At 47.1% G+C, this 17,997-nt stretch carries 16 protein-coding genes; 12 read left to right on the forward strand and 4 right to left on the reverse strand.

What is annotated here, in order from left to right:
• Positions 1–744, reverse strand: coding sequence for a hypothetical protein (locus tag AC0J20_RS11720; RefSeq protein WP_473021780.1), 744 nt, complete (start codon positions 742–744; stop codon positions 1–3).
• On the opposite strand from AC0J20_RS11720, the gene AC0J20_RS11725 reads away from it, so the two are divergent.
• From AC0J20_RS11725 to AC0J20_RS11735, 3 genes are all read left to right on the forward strand, one after another.
• The gene (locus AC0J20_RS11725) at positions 734–2,023 is read left to right on the forward strand and encodes a sensor histidine kinase (RefSeq protein WP_473021781.1); all 1,290 of its coding nucleotides are present in this window, start codon (positions 734–736) and stop codon (positions 2,021–2,023) included. The two genes, AC0J20_RS11720 and AC0J20_RS11725, sit on opposite strands and share 11 nt — an antisense overlap.
• Positions 2,023–2,667: a response regulator gene (locus AC0J20_RS11730; protein WP_229529632.1), complete on the forward strand. Its 645-nt coding sequence runs from the start codon at positions 2,023–2,025 to the stop codon at positions 2,665–2,667. The genes AC0J20_RS11725 and AC0J20_RS11730 overlap by 1 nt, the downstream gene beginning before the upstream one ends.
• 88 nt (positions 2,668–2,755) lie before the next feature.
• Positions 2,756–4,246 (forward strand): response regulator, encoded by a 1,491-nt coding sequence (locus AC0J20_RS11735; RefSeq protein WP_473021782.1) that lies wholly within the window; start codon positions 2,756–2,758, stop codon positions 4,244–4,246.
• A 4-nt stretch (positions 4,247–4,250) separates the two neighbouring features.
• Here AC0J20_RS11735 and AC0J20_RS11740 read toward each other — a convergent pair whose 3' ends face one another.
• Positions 4,251–4,979: a 16S rRNA (uracil(1498)-N(3))-methyltransferase gene (locus AC0J20_RS11740; RefSeq protein WP_473021783.1), complete on the reverse strand. Its 729-nt coding sequence runs from the start codon at positions 4,977–4,979 to the stop codon at positions 4,251–4,253.
• Positions 4,980–5,054: 75 nt separating this feature from the next.
• On the opposite strand from AC0J20_RS11740, the gene AC0J20_RS11745 reads away from it, so the two are divergent.
• Entirely contained in the window at positions 5,055–5,936 is an 882-nt protein-coding gene (locus tag AC0J20_RS11745) for an ABC transporter ATP-binding protein (protein ID WP_473021784.1), read from the forward strand.
• A gap of 3 nt (positions 5,937–5,939) precedes the next feature.
• The gene (locus AC0J20_RS11750; protein ID WP_229529038.1) at positions 5,940–6,992 is read left to right on the forward strand and encodes an ABC transporter permease; all 1,053 of its coding nucleotides are present in this window, start codon (positions 5,940–5,942) and stop codon (positions 6,990–6,992) included.
• 26 nt (positions 6,993–7,018) lie between these two features.
• On the opposite strand, the gene AC0J20_RS11755 is transcribed toward AC0J20_RS11750, so the two are convergent.
• Both AC0J20_RS11755 and metK read right to left on the reverse strand, forming a co-directional pair.
• Entirely contained in the window at positions 7,019–7,819 is an 801-nt protein-coding gene (locus AC0J20_RS11755) for a M48 family metallopeptidase (protein ID WP_229529037.1), read from the reverse strand.
• Between the two features lie 118 nt (positions 7,820–7,937).
• Positions 7,938–9,089 carry a methionine adenosyltransferase gene (gene metK, locus AC0J20_RS11760; protein ID WP_473021785.1) on the reverse strand — a complete coding sequence of 384 codons (1,152 nt, stop codon included), beginning with the start codon at positions 9,087–9,089 and terminating at the stop codon, positions 7,938–7,940.
• Positions 9,090–9,520: 431 nt separating this feature from the next.
• Here metK and tkt point away from each other — a divergent pair, with 431 nt between their 5' ends.
• The 7 genes from tkt to AC0J20_RS11795 all read left to right on the forward strand — a co-directional run bounded on the left by tkt (position 9,521) and on the right by AC0J20_RS11795 (position 17,893).
• A complete protein-coding gene (tkt, locus tag AC0J20_RS11765) occupies positions 9,521–11,515 on the forward strand; it encodes a transketolase (RefSeq protein WP_473021786.1) in 1,995 nt (664 codons plus the stop codon).
• Between the two features lie 113 nt (positions 11,516–11,628).
• Positions 11,629–12,633 (forward strand): erythrose-4-phosphate dehydrogenase, encoded by a 1,005-nt coding sequence (epd, locus tag AC0J20_RS11770; RefSeq protein ID WP_229529034.1) that lies wholly within the window; start codon positions 11,629–11,631, stop codon positions 12,631–12,633.
• Positions 12,634–12,691: 58 nt separating this feature from the next.
• The gene (locus AC0J20_RS11775; RefSeq protein ID WP_229529033.1) at positions 12,692–13,867 is read left to right on the forward strand and encodes a phosphoglycerate kinase; all 1,176 of its coding nucleotides are present in this window, start codon (positions 12,692–12,694) and stop codon (positions 13,865–13,867) included.
• Positions 13,868–13,982: 115 nt separating this feature from the next.
• Positions 13,983–14,882: a fructose bisphosphate aldolase gene (locus AC0J20_RS11780; RefSeq protein WP_229529032.1), complete on the forward strand. Its 900-nt coding sequence runs from the start codon at positions 13,983–13,985 to the stop codon at positions 14,880–14,882.
• Between the two features lie 162 nt (positions 14,883–15,044).
• Positions 15,045–15,821, forward strand: a complete 777-nt coding sequence (locus AC0J20_RS11785; protein WP_229529031.1) for a DUF481 domain-containing protein — start codon at positions 15,045–15,047, stop codon at positions 15,819–15,821.
• A 112-nt stretch (positions 15,822–15,933) separates the two neighbouring features.
• Positions 15,934–16,419 (forward strand): YcxB family protein, encoded by a 486-nt coding sequence (locus AC0J20_RS11790; protein ID WP_473021787.1) that lies wholly within the window; start codon positions 15,934–15,936, stop codon positions 16,417–16,419.
• A gap of 292 nt (positions 16,420–16,711) precedes the next feature.
• Positions 16,712–17,893: a serine hydrolase domain-containing protein gene (locus AC0J20_RS11795; RefSeq protein WP_473021788.1), complete on the forward strand. Its 1,182-nt coding sequence runs from the start codon at positions 16,712–16,714 to the stop codon at positions 17,891–17,893.
• Positions 17,894–17,997: the final 104 nt, after the last annotated feature.

Here is a 17,997-nt window from a genome sequence, read left to right on the forward strand (position 1 = left end):
TTAACCTTTGTTTAGTTGTTGAGTTTTCGGATTTGCGTATTTCAGGGTGAAGTGGCGAATTACTAACGCACCTATAACCCCTGGTGCCATCCAAAATGCCAATTGCCACTCGCCGATGTTGCTCAGCAACGCTCTGCCCCCAAAGGCCAGAAATGCGGTGTATGCGCCGATTGCCGTGGAAATTTGTGCGCCGATGTGCTCTTTCAACCAGCGATTGCCAATGGGTTGCCTGGTGGATATAAAACGCAAATTACTGAGCCCGGACAGCAAGCCTAAAATGGCGAATACCTTGGGGAGTGTCTGTTCAAATTGCCAACCAGCCCAGAATAACAGCGGTGCGCTCAATACCATCAAGCCATTGCCCAGAATCACCTGCGGACGTGCAAGTGGTTTTGTACTGGTTTTGCATTGCAAAGCCAGAATCCCTTGCTCGAGTCCGGTGTAGACCAACAGGCTTAAGTAGAGCAGCAGGCTATAGAAAACCCGCATTTGGGTTTCGAAGCGAGCCTGGTTGTCAAGGTTGCTCAGGCGATGGCCGTGAATGACCATCGGATCCCAAAGTACCAACAGTGCCATCAGGGCACCAGTGATGGCGACGATGTACATGGCTTTATTGTAAAACCCGCCAAAATATCTGTGATTAAATTGGCCTTTTCGCGCTGTCATGGGGATCCAAAACAACAGCAAGGCAGCGCTGCCGACAACGACATGCAGGTAAAATGCAATAGTGTGGATGGTTATCATAGTGGTCTCTCAATCGGGTTTTATTAAATCTGACAAGGTGAACTGGCTACTATGCTATTTATTTAATGACGTCTGGCGTAGTGCCATAGGTCATGATGTAAAACATGACTTTTGGCCTATAGTGGAGATAGAAAAAATACGGCAAAATGGCAGTATGAAAACCTTCATTCAGCAATTTAATGTAGTCAGGCTGATCGGCCTGACCACGATTTTCACCGTCGCAATGGTCGCGATCTTTCTCGCTCTGGACGGGGCACATCCTGATTATGGGCAGGTGTCGGTGTTAGTCTGGTTGTTCGCCAGTTTCCTTGGGTTAGAGTTGGTAACTACCGGTGAGCAACCTGTTTCTCGTAAACATTTGATGGCGGCTGTAATTGCGCAATTACTGGTGTTGTACGCATTGTTTTTTACAGCCTCCTACAACTTTGTTGCAATCCTGTTGGGTATCTGGTGCGGCAACTTGCTGCACTTTATGAGTCTGGGGCGGGCGTTAGCCACAACGCCGGTGCTGATGTTCTTTTACTATGCGATATTTACCTGGTATTGGGGCTTTGATTACATGTTGTTTTCAACGCCGCTGTACTGGATGTTATGTTTGTTTACTGTATCAACAGTGAACTCCTGGATTCAGGAGACGCTTGCCAAAGAGGCCAGCGAAGAATTAAACCGGGAGCTCATCGCCGCACAAAGCTTGTTAAAAGAAGCCACCCGGCAATCTGAACGCACCCGAATTGCCAGAGATATTCACGATTTGTTAGGGCATCACCTGACCGCGCTAACCATTAATTTGCAGGTGGCGATGCACAAAACCGATGGCGAGGCAAAACAGCAGGTAGAAAAGAGTTACGCCATCGCTAAATTGTTGTTATCCGATGTGCGCGAAGCTGTAACGGAAATCCGGGAAAAATCGGCTCTGCAATTAAAAGACGCACTCCAGGCGTTGGTCAGCGCCGTTCCGCGACTTACTGTTAGTCTGAATTTAGAAGAGGATTTAGATATTCAAAATGTTGAACTGGCCGATGCAATATTGCGCTGTGTACAGGAAAGCTTAACCAATACCCTGAAGCACAGTCAGGGAGACCGTTTTATGATTTCGCTGCGACGAGAGGCGTCTGAGCTAAAACTGGCAATGTCGGACAATGGCAAAGCTGCGCTAAATTTTAAAGTGGGCAATGGCCTGTCAGGCATGAAAGAACGCATTTTAGCGCTGGGTGGCAGCATTCGGTTTGAGCCTTCTGAGGGTGGGTTTCATACGTTTATTTGCTTTCGGGAGGCGTAATCTTGCTCAAAGTGCTATTAGTGGACGACCAAACTTTGGTGCGCCAGGGCATTACCAGTTTACTGGCCTTGTCGGAAGAGGTGCAGGTGGTGGCACAAGCTGACGATGGTGAGCAGGTGGTAGCGTTGGTAAACGAGCATCTGCCGGATGTGATTCTGATGGACATTCGCATGCCCAGGGTTAACGGTATCGACGCCGTAAAAGCGTTGCATCAGGCGGGTCTGACAACGCCTGTGATTATGTTAACCACGTTTGACGATCACCAGTTGGTAATGGCTGCATTGCAGGCTGGTGCGAAAGGCTATTTGTTGAAGGACGTATCTCTGGACATTTTGGTCACCGGGATAAAAGATGTGGCGGCCGGTAAAACGCTGATCCAACCCAGTATCACTGAAAAAGTTCTGCAAGGGTTGCAGGGGTTAAGCACCGATTTTGAGAGTTTTAGTGAGCCAGAACCCCTGTCTGAAAAAGAGCAGGAAATTCTGCGCCTGATGGCCGCCGGTTGCAGCAACCGTGAAATTGCGCTCGCGATGCACAAGTCTGAAGGTACTGTGAAAAACCAGGTGTCTACCATTTTGGCTAAAATGGGAGTCAGGGATCGTACCCGGGCGGTACTAAAAGCGATTGAAAGCGGTATCATTTGATTCAGGGCTTGCTCATTGTTTTTACATCAAATACAGTATTGCCCCTCATCTGACCTGTATAAGTGGTAAGGCCTTGGCATTCTTTGATTTGAAAATCAGAATAATCGATCCTTCATTGCAAAACCGAAATATGTTTAAGGATATTCTGACTCAGATTGGCCAGCCCGATGTGTTGTTACAGTCTGACGCCAGACAATTGTTTAATCGCGATAAGCCATTGCCCTGTGACCTGGTGTTGATCAATGCCGATGTGGGATTTGGATTATCTGCTCCTGATATTATTCGCTTTCTGACGCGTGACAATCTGGTACCGGCCTGGTGCAAATTTGTCATTGTCAGCAGTGACACCTCTTATCAATTATCGGCACCGATTTTCCGTTATTTGCAGACGGAAATACTGCATTTGCCGGTTAACTTTCAAAATATCAGATATCTGGTGTATCGCACTATTACCTCGATTAAGTTGTTTAAGCCTATCTTGGCTAAATTACACAAGATGGCGCCCGCTGAGTTGGTAAAAAAAGTCACGGACATCAACATTAAAAATCGCGATCCGATTCTGGACGATGAGCTACTGGTGATGAAATTGCAGTTGCTGATGCAGGCAAAACAACCTGAATTGGCACTTAAACTGGCAAATAAGATCAAAGATCCCGCCTGTCAATTTCGGGAGTTAGCTTACATCAATTTAGTGACAGGGCAGGATGATGCCATTAATTCGCTGGTGGCTGATGCGCAGAAAAAGAACCGCTTCTTGTTTGGGCGCGTGTATTTGATGACCTATTTAAATGTTGCCGAACGCAATTACCGCAGTGCTTTAAGGTTGTTCCAGCAATTGCCTCTGGAAAGTTTACGAGGCAATGATGCACAAGCTTATGCGTTGTTGTTGCAACAGGCCGAGGGGTTGCAAAAAGCACTGTCGTTTATCAATGGCCGGTTGAGCAAGGCATCCCGAACGTCCATGCTCTACAGCAATCTTATTGCCACTAAAACCAAGCTTTATTTTGTGGCATTGGCCACCGGTGAACTGGATAGCCTGTCCAGGGTGGATGTCTATATGATGTTGCAGGAGATGGCAGATCACAGAATTTGGCAAAAAGGCGAGTTCAAATACTCGGTATATGCACCTTTTCTGGAACTGGGTATGGCATTGCACGAAGGCAAGGCGATCGCAGAAGAGCAATTTGAACTGCTGTTGTTGCAACTGAAAAAACTGGATATGTCTCAGTTAAATGTGTTGCTCTATGCTGCTAACAAACTGGAAAAGCACAATGCCTCCAGAGAAATTCATGAGCGTCTGGAGCAGGTTCTGGCCAAGGTAGAAGTATCACCAGAGCTGATCTCCTACATGATTTTACACAATATTGTGTTAGCCACTTCCATGACCGAAGAACGGCTCAAATTTCGGCTTGAATATCTGGCCCTGAACCATTGGCAAAGTGGCCGATATTATCGGGCGTTGATGCGCTTTAAAGATTTACTCAGTATTTTCCCTGATGCCGAAGACAGTGAACAACAGATGCGCCGTCTGATTAGCGAGTCAGGTTTGACCCGCTACTGGCGTTACATTCGTAGCTAACCGATTAAATGTCACCAAACCCTGCCTGTAAGATGGCCAGGGCCGCGAGTGCGGCTGTTTCAGTGCGCAGTATTCTGGGGCCCATCAGTACTTCTTCATAGCCAAATTCCCGGGCCTGATAAATTTCAGCATCGGATAAACCACCTTCCGGGCCAATGAGCAGACGCACACCTTCAGGTGGCAGTGCTAACTGATTTAACCGCAACTGTGCCTGCGGGTGTAACATTAAACGACACTGATTGGTGGATTGCTGAATCCAGGCCTGATAGGAAACCGGTTGATTGAGTATCGGCAGGGTATTGCGGCCGCATTGCTCACAGGCGGAAATGATAATCTTTTGCCAGTGCTGCTGTTTCTTTTGCCAACGTTCTTCACTGAGCTTTACCGGGCAGCGCTCGGTAATGATGGGCGTGATTTCGGAAACCCCCAGTTCGACAGATTTTTGCATCACCAAATCCATTCGCTCTCCTTTGGACACTCCCTGGGCGAGGTGGGTGTTTAAGGGAGACTCCACACTGAGGCCCAGTTTGGCGGAAACGAACACCGTTGTGGACTTTTTGCTGGCTTCCTGAATTTCGCCGCTGTATTCATTGCCATCACCGTTAAACATCACCACCGGATGTCCGGGTTTCAGGCGTAAAACGTTGGTAATATGAACGGCAGAATCTTTTGGTAACTCAATTTGGGTGTCAGATTGCAAAGTGTCGGGGTAGTATATTCTGGGAATGCGCATGAAATGATTGATTCAGTTTTTTGTCGCTAGTTTATATGAATTTAGTTAGCAATTCAGCGAAAAGGAAATTACTGCATGGCAGTTATGATCGAGGTCAGGCAACTTAGCAAGGCTTTTAATGGTTTGAAAGCTGTAGACAATGTGTCGTTCAGTGTAGAAAAAGGCAAATGTTTTGGATTATTGGGGCCAAACGGGGCGGGTAAGTCCACCACCATTGAGATGATGGAAGGCATCGCCAAACCCGATTCCGGTGAGATTCTGTTCGAAGGGAGTCCATTGAGTCGTGAATCCTTAAAACGCATTGGTATTCAGTTTCAAAATACCGCATTGCAGGATTATCTGACTACGCTGGAAACCATTCGCCTGTTTCGCAGCTTCTATGAGCAAGGTCTGGCGGAGCAGGAAATCATTGAGTTGTGTCAGTTGCAGGATTTTCTCAATCAGGATCACCGCAAGCTCTCAGGCGGACAGCGACAAAGACTTTTGTTGGGCCTGGCTTTAGTCAACGATCCGGATATTTTGTTCCTGGACGAACCCACCACGGGCCTTGACCCACATGCCCGGCGCAATTTTTGGGAGTTGATTCGAAAAATTAAAGGGCAGGGCAAAACAGTAGTATTAACCACCCATTACATGGATGAAGCCGAGTTTCTGTGTGACCATATCGAGCTGATGGATAAAGGCAAAATTATTGAAAAAGGCCATCCCGGGAGACTGTTAAACAAACACTTTTCCGGGGCGCTGATCCGCATTCCAATGCAGCCATTAACAGATGAAGTGATCGGCGCATTGGCACCTGAACAAAACCACGATTTTTGGGATATTAATACCCACGATGTGCAACAAACATTAGCGCAGTTAGTGCAGGCCCAGGTGTCACTGGAGGGGCTTCATGTTAAATCAGCCAATCTGGATGATTTGTTTTTAAAACTCACCGGTCAGCAATTAGGAGATTAAACTTTGAATCATTCTGTGATTGCCGTATGGCGACGTTTTTTTGCATTGTTTAAAGCCCGAAATTTAGAGTTTTTCCGGGATAAATCTTCATTGAGCTGGAACATTGCCTTTCCGGTTTTGATTCTTGTGGGGTTTTCATTCGTATTTGGTGAAGACGACAAGACCCAATTTAAAGTGGGCATTATTGTCGCAGAGTCGGTTTCAGCAGCTAATGCAGATGAGGCGCCACTGTCGGATTTTCTGACATTGCGCTACCTCGAAACGGTGCAGTACACGGCACAAAGCGTGGCGCTGGATAATGTAAGGAAACACAAAATTGACCTGCTGGTGGCGCCGACACAGCGCCGCTACTGGGTCAATGACACCTCACCCACCGGCTATACACTGGAGCAGCTGTTTTTAGCGAAAACCTCTGGCTTTGAACGGGTGGCAATTGACGGCAAAGCGATTCGTTATCTGGATTGGGTATTGCCAGGGATTCTGGGGATGAATATGATGTTTAGCTGTTTATTTGGGGTCGGGTACGTCATTGTACGTTATCGCAAAGCATCCGTTTTAAAACGCCTGAAGGCCACACCGTTAAACCCTATTGAGTTTATTTTAGCGCAGGTGATGTCGCGCTTGTTTATTGTGGTCACGCTGTCAGCCGGCGTGTTTTTAGTGACCGACTGGATGTTCGATTTTTATATGTTGGGTTCGGCAATCGACCTGCTTATTGCGGCCATTCTGGGGGCAATATGTATGATTTCGTTAGGGTTGCTGGTGGCCAGCCGCAGTCGCAGCGAAGAGTTAACCGGTGGCCTGCTCAACCTGGTAACCTGGCCTATGATGATCTTGTCCGGTGTCTGGTTCTCCCTGGAAGGCGCGCCTCAGTGGTTGCAATCTGTGGCTCAGATGTTGCCTCTGACACATTTAGTCGATGCGGCCCGCAGTATTATGACAGATGGGGCTTCTTTGTGGGATTTACGCGTGTCTGTACTGGCATTAACGGCCATGACATTGCTGTTTTTAGCGCTGAGTGCTTTGCTGTTTCGCTGGGAAGGTGACGGGCGCTGACCCGTCACCTGATATGTGAAGGTAGCTTAACTCTGTACGCAGTTGGCTTTTTCCGGCGCCATTTTGTACAGCGCATTGGCATTCGCCATATTTTTTTGCAATTGTTTGATACGTGTTGACGGAGCAGGGTGAGTGGAAAGAAACTCCATCGGACGATCACCGCCTGCGGCTTTTTCCATGTTTTGCCAAAGGGTAACTGACTCACTGGGTTTAAACCCTGCCTTAGCCATTAAGTCCAGACCGATATAGTCGGCTTCTGACTCATGAGTGCGGCTGAATGGCAATTGCAATCCTACCTGGACCCCCAAACCTATTGCCGCCATGATTTCCTGATTGTGGCTGACTTCATTAGTGCGCAGTAGTTGGTTGGTTACTTCCATACCAACACCCACTAAAGTGCTTTGCGACATGCGTTCGTTACCGTGCTCTGCAATGACGTGGCCCACTTCATGGCCGATAATGGCGGCTAACTGATGCTGTGTTTCTGCAACTTTCAGTATGCCGGTGTAAATTCCAATTTTGCCGCCTGGCAAAGCAAACGCGTTTATCTGCTCATCTTCGAATACCACGACTTCCCATTCACCGGGAAACGTGCTTTTAGGTACCTGTTTAATGATGTGATCTGCAACGCAGTGGACATAGGCGTTTTGTACCGGCTCTTTAGATACCTTGGCCTCTGATTTGAGGCTGTCGAAGGCTTGCACGCCCATTTCGTTTAACTGATCAGAGGAAAACAATTTTATGGTGTTTCGCCCTGTGGGTGATTTGGCGCAGGAAAAGACTAAGCTGCTAAGCAGAACAGCGATTGACAGTCGTCTGAAGGACATACACTAAGCTCCATGTAAAAAAATCGTCAACAGGTTCTCATTATAAACACAGTCTGACATTTAGGTATAAAAAAAGGCTCAACAACGAGCCTTTTAGGAAATGAAATAGAAAATACCTTTACAGGTTGACCGCGGCGCGTAGCTCGTCGGCTTTGTCGGTGGCTTCCCAGGGGAAGATATCCCGACCGAAGTGACCGTAAGCTGCTGTTGCCAGATAAATAGGGCGTTCCAGATCCAGCATTTTGATCAGGCCATAAGGGCGTAAATCAAAGTGTGCTTTGATCAGGTCAGTGAGTTTGCTGTCGTCAATTTTACCGGTACCGAAGGTATCAATGCTGATGGAAGTGGGCTCTGCCACACCGATAGCATAAGACACCTGGATTTCGCACTTATCGGCTAATCCAGCGGCCACAATATTCTTTGCTACATAACGACCCGCATAGGCTGCTGAGCGATCGACTTTAGACGGATCTTTACCTGAAAACGCACCGCCACCATGTCTGGCCATACCGCCGTAGGTGTCTACGATGATTTTACGACCCGTTAACCCACAGTCTCCCATTGGACCACCGATAACGAATCGGCCCGTTGGATTGATATAGTATTTGGTTTCAGCGTTTAGCCATTCTGCCGGAAGCACGGGTTTGATGATTTCTTCCATTACCCCTTCCTGCAGCTCTTTCAGGCTCACAGAATCACAGTGTTGAGTAGACAACACCACGGCATCAATACCAACAGGTTTGCCATTTTCATACGCAAACGTTACCTGACTCTTGGCATCAGGACGCAACCAGGGAAGGACATTGTCTTTACGCACTTCAGACTGTTTTTTAACCAGGCGGTGGGCATAGGTAACCGGCGCAGGCATTAGCACATCAGTTTCATTACTGGCATAACCGAACATCAGGCCCTGATCGCCGGCACCCTGATCCTCGGGACGGCTTCGGTCAACGCCCTGGTTAATATCCGGGGACTGTTTTCCGATGGTATTGAGCACTGCGCAACTGTCGGCATCAAACCCCATATCGGAATGAACGTAACCAATCTCGCGTACAGTTTTGCGGGTTAAATCTTCAATGTCGACCCAGGCGGATGTTGTAACTTCGCCACCGACCATGACCATGCCGGTTTTTACATAGGTTTCACAGGCCACACGGGCTTTAGGGTCTTGTTCTAATATGGCATCCAGTACCGCGTCGGAAATCTGATCCGCGATTTTATCCGGATGACCTTCAGAGACTGACTCTGAAGTAAATAAATGCTTTGCCATAGGGATTCCTGATTCTGTCGTTATCTGATTCTTTTAAATGAATTTTAACTAATTCGTTTTTTTACAGTGGCAAGTGTACTGGAAAAAAGGAAAAAATCCATTGTTTACTTCTAGACGTCTAAATGTCTAAATGTAAGCGTTTGAAAAGTAAGCATATTTATATTTTTTATTCTTCTTCCGGGAACAAGGCAGCCAAGATTTTTTGGCGCCTGCGGGTTTTTTAGGGCCCGCTTTTCAGTCCGTCTGAGTTGTAAACAAAACAAGGGGTAAAGTCCCTTGCTGTACTTTGTCTATATCGGCACTAGAAATAAAAGTAATAAAGAAAGCCGAATTGATTAGGGAATATCGTTGCATCGATTGTCCTCCTGGGCCAGAATATGCCTCCCAAACCGCTATGCCAGCGGTGCTATAGCTTGCGAACAGGAGTAATAATGCCAACGCGTAGAGAATTAGCCAATGCTATCAGAGCATTGAGTATGGACGCCGTACAACAGGCGAAATCAGGTCATCCAGGTGCCCCTATGGGCATGGCAGATATTGCCCAGGTACTCTGGGGTGACTATTTGCAGCACAATCCTGCGAATCCCGACTGGGCAAACAGAGACAGATTTGTTTTGTCCAACGGCCATGGCTCTATGTTGATTTACTCATTGTTACACCTGACGGGTTACGCATTGCCAATCGAAGAGCTGAAAAACTTCCGTCAATTGCACTCCAAAACGCCTGGTCACCCGGAATATGGGTATGCGCCGGGCATTGAGACAACAACAGGACCTTTAGGTCAGGGGATCAGTAATGCCGTGGGTATGGCAATTGCTGAGAAAGTACTGGCTGCTCAGTTTAACCGTCCAGGCCATGACGTGGTCGATCACCACACCTACGCGTTTTTAGGTGACGGTTGCTTGATGGAAGGTATTTCTCACGAAGCTTGCTCCCTCGCTGGAACACTGGGCCTGGGTAAGTTGGTGGCTTTCTGGGATGACAATGGCATTTCCATTGACGGTGAAGTAGAAGGTTGGTTTACCGATGATACACCGGGGCGTTTTGAAGCCTATGGTTGGCATGTAATTCGCGCGGTTGATGGTCACAGCCCTGAGCAGATCAGCACCGCTATTGAACAAGCTAAAGCAGAAACAGACAAACCCACACTGATTTGTTGTAAAACCGTGATTGGCTTTGGTTCACCTAATAAAGAAGGGCAGGAGTCCTGCCACGGTGCACCACTTGGTGACGATGAAATTGCCTTAACCCGTGAGCGTCTTGGTTGGAATTCACCGGCATTTGAAATCCCGACTGAGATTGCTGCACAGTGGAATGCGGTTGAAGCAGGCAAGCAAAAAGAAGCTGCCTGGAATGAAAAGTTTGCTGCTTATAAAGCGGCTCACCCTGAGTTGGCGACGGAATTACAGCGTCGTTTGAATAACGAATTACCGGCCGACTGGCAGGCGCAGGCTGAGGCCTATATCGCCGATTTGCAAGCCAATCCTGAGAAAATAGCCAGCCGTAAAGCATCGCAAAATGCGTTAAATGCCTATGGCCCAATTTTACCCGAGTTGTTAGGTGGCTCTGCCGATTTGGCTGGCTCCAATCTGACAATCTGGTCTGGCAGCAAAGGCGTTAGCAAAGAAGACGCCAGTGGCAATTACCTGTACTACGGTGTGCGTGAGTTTGGTATGTCTGCCATTATGAACGGTATTACCTTGCACGGTGGCTTTAAGCCTTACGGCGCCACCTTCCTGATGTTTATGGAATATGCCCGTAACGCAGTGCGCATGGCGGCACTGATGAAAGTACCTTCAATTTTTGTATACACTCACGACTCCATTGGTCTGGGCGAAGACGGTCCCACTCACCAACCGGTAGAACAATTGGCTTCCATGCGTTTAACCCCTAATTTGGTGAACTGGCGTCCTTGTGATCAGGTTGAATCTGCGGTGGCGTGGAAAGCGGCAATCGAGCGTCAGGATGGTCCATCCTCGTTGATCTTTAGCCGTCAGGGACTGGCGCAAATGGCGCGTACACCTGAACAGGTTGCAGCTATCGCTAAAGGTGGCTATATCCTGAAAGACTGTGACGGTACTCCCGAAGTCATTTTAATTGCGACAGGCTCTGAAGTAGAGTTGACGGTCAACGCGGCACAAGCGTTAACCGAATCAGGCACAAAGGTACGTGTTGTGTCTATGCCTTCTACTGATGTTTTCCTGAACCAGGATGCAGCGTATCAGGAATCTGTTTTACCAGCTGCTGTCACTAAACGGGTTGCAGTTGAAGCCGGTATCAAGGATTACTGGTTCCGGTTTGTTGGACTAAACGGTCGCATAGTGGGTATGGACACCTTTGGTGAGTCTGCACCGGCGGGTGATTTGTTTAAGCATTTCAACATCACCAGCGAAGCGGTTGTTGCGGCAGCAAAAGAAATTCTGTAACCCGCTCAGAAATTCAATTAATTGCAGTTAAAGCAGGTCTTCGGACCTGCTTTTTTGTTGGAAATGATGTAGTATCTCCGGGTTTTCAAAAAGGGGTAGATTCAGGAACCAACATGATAAGAGTGGCCATTAATGGTTTTGGTCGAATTGGCAGAAACGTACTACGCGCTTTGTTTGAAACCGGACGTGATGCCATTATAGAAGTTGTCGCCATCAACGAACTGGCAGAGCCTGAAGGCATTGCTCACCTCCTCAAATACGATACCTCCCATGGTCGCTTTAGATTCCCCGTCACTCTGAACAATCGCACTCTCACCGTTGCCGGTAAAGCAATACAATTACTGAATCACGCCAACATTGAAGACCTTCCCTGGCAGGCACTGGATGTGGATTTGGTGCTGGAATGCACCGGTGAGTTTAGCGACCGGGAAGACGGCGAAAAACACATTGCCGCAGGCGCTAAAAAGGTACTTTTTTCGCAACCCTGTAAGGCTGATATGGATGCCACGGTGATTTTTGGAATTAATGATCACCTGTTAGAAAAGCAACATCGTATTGTATCTAACGGCTCCTGTACTACCAATTGTATTGTGCCCGTGATTCAGGTGCTGGATGACCACTTTGGAGTTGAAAGTGGCACTATCACTACGATTCATTCTTCTATGCACGATCAGCAAGTTATCGACGCTTACCATCCTGATCTGCGCAGAACCCGCGCCGCCTCCCAATCCATTATTCCGGTGGATACCAAACTGGCGTTGGGGGTAGAGCGGATACTGCCTAAATTTGCCGGGCGCTTTGAAGCGATTGCTGTCAGGGTTCCCACCATCAATGTTACTGCCATGGATTTAAGTGTCACCCTTAGTCAGGATGTCAGCATTAAAACCGTCAATGCAGCACTGGAATCGGCGCGAATAGGCCGCCTGGAAGGCATTTTATCCTATACGGAAGAACCCCTGGTTTCCTGCGATTTTAATCACGATCCGCACTCCTGTATTGTGGATGGTTCGCAAACCCGGGTGAGTCATAAAAAACTAGTAAAAACCCTGGTATGGTGTGATAACGAATGGGGCTTTGCCAACCGAATGTTAGACACCAGCCTGGCGATGATGCAATAACGCAAATAATAAAGATGCATTATAAAACTGAATACACACAACTTTGGAGACTACGAACATGTCCATTATCAAAATGACCGATCTGGATCTCGCTGGTAAGCGAGTATTGATCCGGGAAGATTTAAACGTTCCGGTAAAAGACGGTAAGGTAACTTCTGATGCCCGCTTAAAAGCGGCGTTACCAACGATTGAGTTGGCTCTGAAAGCCGGTGCCAAAGTGATCGTGATGTCGCACCTGGGCAGGCCGACAGAGGGACAGTACGAAGAAGAGTTTAGCCTGGCGCCTGTGGTAAATTACCTTTCGGACGCATTGAGCAATAAGGTCAGATTAGAAAAAGATTACCTCAATGGCGTTGAAGTTGCTGACGGGGAACTGGTGGTATTGGAAAATGTTCGCTTCAACGTCGGTGAGAAAAAAGACGACGAAGTGTTATCAAAACAATATGCCGCGTTGTGTGATGTCTATGTCATGGATGCGTTTGGTACTGCGCATCGCGCGCAGGCTTCTACTCATGGTGTTGGCTTACATGCACCGGTTGCCTGTGCCGGGCCATTGCTGGCTGCTGAGCTGGATGCCTTGGGCAAAGCGCTGCACAACCCTAAAAAGCCGATGCTGGCTATTGTGGGGGGCTCAAAGGTCTCGACCAAACTAACCGTGCTGGAGTCTTTATCCAGCAAGGTGGATCAACTAATCGTCGGCGGCGGTATCGCCAACACCTTTATTGCCGCTCAGGGGCACAATGTCGGTAAATCGCTATATGAGGCCGATCTAATACCGGAAGCCAATCGTTTACTGGCAACAGCGCAGGCCAATGGCGGAGATATCCCGGTGCCGGTGGACGTGATTGTCGGTGATAAATTTGCGGAAGATGCTGCTGCGCATTTGAAAGACGTTGAACAAGTTACCGATGAAGATATGATTTTTGATGTCGGGCCAGAAACTGCGGGTCGCCTCGCTGAAATGATTAAGGCCGCAGGTACTATTGTGTGGAATGGCCCTGTTGGGGTATTTGAATTTGACCAGTTTGGCGAAGGAACAAAAGCGCTGGCACTGGCCATAGCCAATAGTGAGGCGTTTTCTATCGCCGGCGGCGGCGATACATTAGCAGCGGTAGACAAGTATGACATTGGCGATAAAATATCCTACATTTCTACCGGTGGCGGTGCTTTTCTGGAATTTCTGGAAGGTAAAGTGTTGCCCGCAGTTGCGATGTTAGAGAAACGCGCCGGATAATCGGGGCGAGACGAAATAAATCACGGGAATAAAGAACCACAAAAGGGACATTTTCCACTGTAAACCCATGGGCTTAGGTCACTAATTGGCGGGCTCGCACTCAGGAGAAATTACGATGGCTTTACCAGCCAACGCTGAAATGTTGAAAAAGGTCAGTGAAACTGACGGATTTATCGCTGCACTGGATCAAAGTGGTGGCAGTACCCCAAAAGCATTATTGCAATATGGCGTCGATGAAAGCGCCTACAGCAATGATGAAGAAATGTTTGATACGGTACACGCCATGCGAACCCGCATCATTACCAGCCCTGTCTTTACCGGTGAAAAAGTGTTAGGAGCAATCCTGTTTGAAAATACACTGGATCGTCAGATTGAAGGCAAAATGAGTGCCGCCTTTCTGTGGGAAAACAAGCAGATTGTCCCCTTTTTGAAAGTGGATAAAGGCCTGGCCGACGAAGTAAATGGGGTGCAGGTAATGAAGCCTATGCCGGCTTTGGATGCCTTACTGGACAAAGCTGTTGCACAAGGCGTGTTTGGTACCAAAATGCGCTCAGTGATTAAACTGGCGAATGAGCAGGGGATCAGCGATGTAGTTGCGCAGCAGTTTGAGGTTGCGAAACAGATCAGTGCTAAAGGCCTGGTACCCATCGTTGAGCCGGAAGTGGATATTCATTCACCGGAAAAAGCGCAGGCAGAAGCCATTATGCGCACCAGAATTCTGGAGCAGTTAGATTTGCTGGCGGATGACGAATTGGTCATGCTTAAGTTAACGTTGCCATCGGAAGATAACTTCTACAAAGTGCTGATGGAACACAAAAATGTGATCCGCGTTGTGGCACTGTCGGGTGGCTATTCACGCGATGAAGCTAACGCGATGATCGCGCGCAATCACGGCATGATTGCCAGTTTCTCCCGTGCATTGGCACAAGGTTTAACCGCACAGCAATCTGACGCTGAGTTTAACCAAATGCTGGGTGAATCTATCGACGCTATTTTTGCAGCATCCCGCACTTAATTTCTCTCCATTTACAGGCGGGTAAGCTGATTTACCCGCTTGTTATTTCCACTAAACACCAAGGCTGTCCACAGGTTAAACCTGTCATGAATACGTATTCGGACGTCTAGACTTCCCGCTATTGATTGCATAAAATGCTCACCGCGAAGAGCCAGGTGAACAATGAAAAAAATAATTACTTTCTGCTATTTAACTTTTGTGTCTTTAAGTCTTCCGGTAATCGCAACGGAATCACCATCGGAAGACGACGCTAAAGACTTTACTCTGGAAGGCGAATTTGGATCGATTTTCAGTGGCGGCAATACCAAAACAACATCATTTAAAGGCAGTTTGCGATCTCATCACGAGATGCAAAGCTGGAGTAATGATTATGTTATAGAAGCCTTGTATCGTCAGGACGATGTGATGATCACTGACGAGGAAACGGGTGAAGAGTACGAAGAAGCTCAAACCAGTACCCAGCGCTTCTTTCTTTCCGGGCAGGCAAATTACAAACTGGACAACCCCACAAATCGGTTGTTTGGGTTTGCGTCTTATGAAGATGCCCGCTTCAGCAGCTTTGAATATCAGGCCACTATTGCTGCTGGCTGGAGTAGTCAATGGTTCAAAAAATCCAATAGCCACTTTACCTACAGTATTGGCCCGGGTTATGCCTTTCAGGAATTGCAGGACGGCGAAGATGTCAGCGGGCCTATATTACGGGGGCAACTAGATTATGGCTGGAAAATTTCGAAAAAAGCTAATATCAAACAAATTCTGAGTACCGAAATTGGCTCGATCAACACCAAGTCTCGTGCTGAATCGTCTTTGTCAGCAAAGATTAATGGTTCTATGTCTATGAAATTGTCCGTGATCCTCAATCACAACAGTGAGGTGGAAGAGGGGTCAGAAAACCTGGACACTGAAACGGCAATCACACTGGTGTATAACTTTTTTTAGCGGTCACTGGTGCGGCTATTCCCCCAAAGACGGTCGAACATTTTATCGGTGCTTGATGCTGTAAATGGGGCAAAAGCCGGATAAAATGGTGTTTTGAGAATTTGAGTATCCCATGGCTGAAGCATTTCAATATTCGACCACTTACAAATTGGATAAGAGTCACTTCAGTGAAACTTATGATCAGTCGGTTACGGATGACTTTGTTAAACCGGGTTACATCAAAGCCCTGATATTGGCCTTAGTGGGTAGTGGCATATTACTGGCTACTGAAATCAGCGGCTATATCGCCTGGTTTATCATTGGTTTAGGGGTACTGGAAGCACTGAGTGTACGGTTTCACAAAGCCTGGTGGTTAGCCAGACAAATGATCAGTAAAGCTGCCAATAATAAAGTGACACTCACCATCGATGAGGAAGCTGTTAAAAGTCACTCCATTCACGTTAATAGTAAAATTACCTGGCAGGATATTACTAAAATCCAACAAACCTCGGCGGGCTGGTTACTGTATTTACCCTCCGGCAAATCCTACCTGTCTAACCGATGCCTGTCAGCGCAAGCACAGGAGTTTCTCGCCTTAAAAGCCACCGAAAAACAGTAACTTTTACCGAGACACCCATACTAATTTTTACCGAGACACCCATACTAAAAATCGGCTATTTTTACTAAGACACCCATATTAAAAAACCGCCATCCTCAGTTTTAGAGTGGGTGTCCTTGCAATATCACTGGAATACGCGCTGGTAACTTTTACCTAGACACCCATATTAAGAAACCGCCATCCCAAGTTTTAGAGTGGGTGTCCCTGTAATATCACTGGAATACGCGCTGGGATTTGGTGTTAACATGTGTAAAACTCTACCCCTTGTATACAAAACTAACAGGACGTGATTTTGAGCAAGCCAACTAATAAACTAAGTAAATCCCTTCTTTTTTGTTCCTCAATATTTTTAGCTTCAACGTTTTTTAACGTTAAGACATTTGCTGATAACACAGATATTCAGGCTATTGAAAACAATCTTAAAGATGACGGTTTTTTTCTGTTCAGAAGCTCAAAGCCACTTTCAGTCACCGATAAAATGCAGGAAATTCACTTGCCAGGTGCTAGTGTGGCGGTGATAAAAGATGGCAAACTTGTCTGGGCCAAAGCTTGGGGGATTGCAAACACTGAAACTGGTTTAAAAGTTGATGAAAATACATTGTTTCAGGCGGGTTCTATCAGTAAGCCGGTAGGAGCGCTGGCTGCACTCAAACTGGTGGAAGAGGGCCGGATTGACCTGGATACTGATGTAAATCAGTACCTTAAGGGATGGAAGGTTGAAGGAAAGAAACTCAAGAAAGACAATCCAGTAACTCTGCGGCACCTTTTGACTCATACCGGAGGACTGACCGTTCATGGTTTTCCAGGCTATGCAGGGCAGGATATTCCTTCTACCGTTGAGGTGTTAAAAGGTGCTGGGAATACTGCCAGAGTTGAAGTCAAAGAAAGTCCCGGCAGCAAATGGCGTTATTCTGGTGGCGGCTATACTGTTATGCAAAAAATTGTGGAAGATATAACCGGACTTTCATTCGCAGAATATACGGATGCCAATATTCTTAAGCCGCTGGGCATGACCAGCAGTACTTATCAGCATAATTTGCCCGAAGATCTAAAAGTCAGGGCCAGTGCGGCCTTTGATCGCAATGGTAATATGTTTCAGCAAGTCTACAACAATTACCCCGAAAAACCTGCTGCGGGCCTTTGGACCACACCTTCAGATATTGCGCAATATGTTATCCATCTGCAGAATATTATGAACGGCGATAGCTCAGGTATTTTGAAGAAAGAGACATTATCAGCCATGTTCCGGAAACATAAAAACGATTGGGGGCTTGGTCCTGAGATGTCTGACCGAAATGGCAAGCTGGTCTTTGGTCACGGCGGTAAAAATCTTGGCTTTACCAACAACTTTCGTGCCTTTGTAAATCAAGGGGATGGTTTTGTTGTGATGACAAATGGCGATAGTGGTGGCGCACTGATTAATGCTCTGATGTTGAGTATTTCAGACCACTATAAGTTTGGCCTGGTAGAGTGACCTTAATCATTTTAATAATCAAGACACCCATCTTAATTTGTCTCAAACAAATTTGATATAACGCTTTAATCCGTTTTGCTGTTCATTCGGGGTTTTGGTGGATT

The sequence above is a fragment of the Planctobacterium sp. R6 genome, from assembly GCF_055755215.1.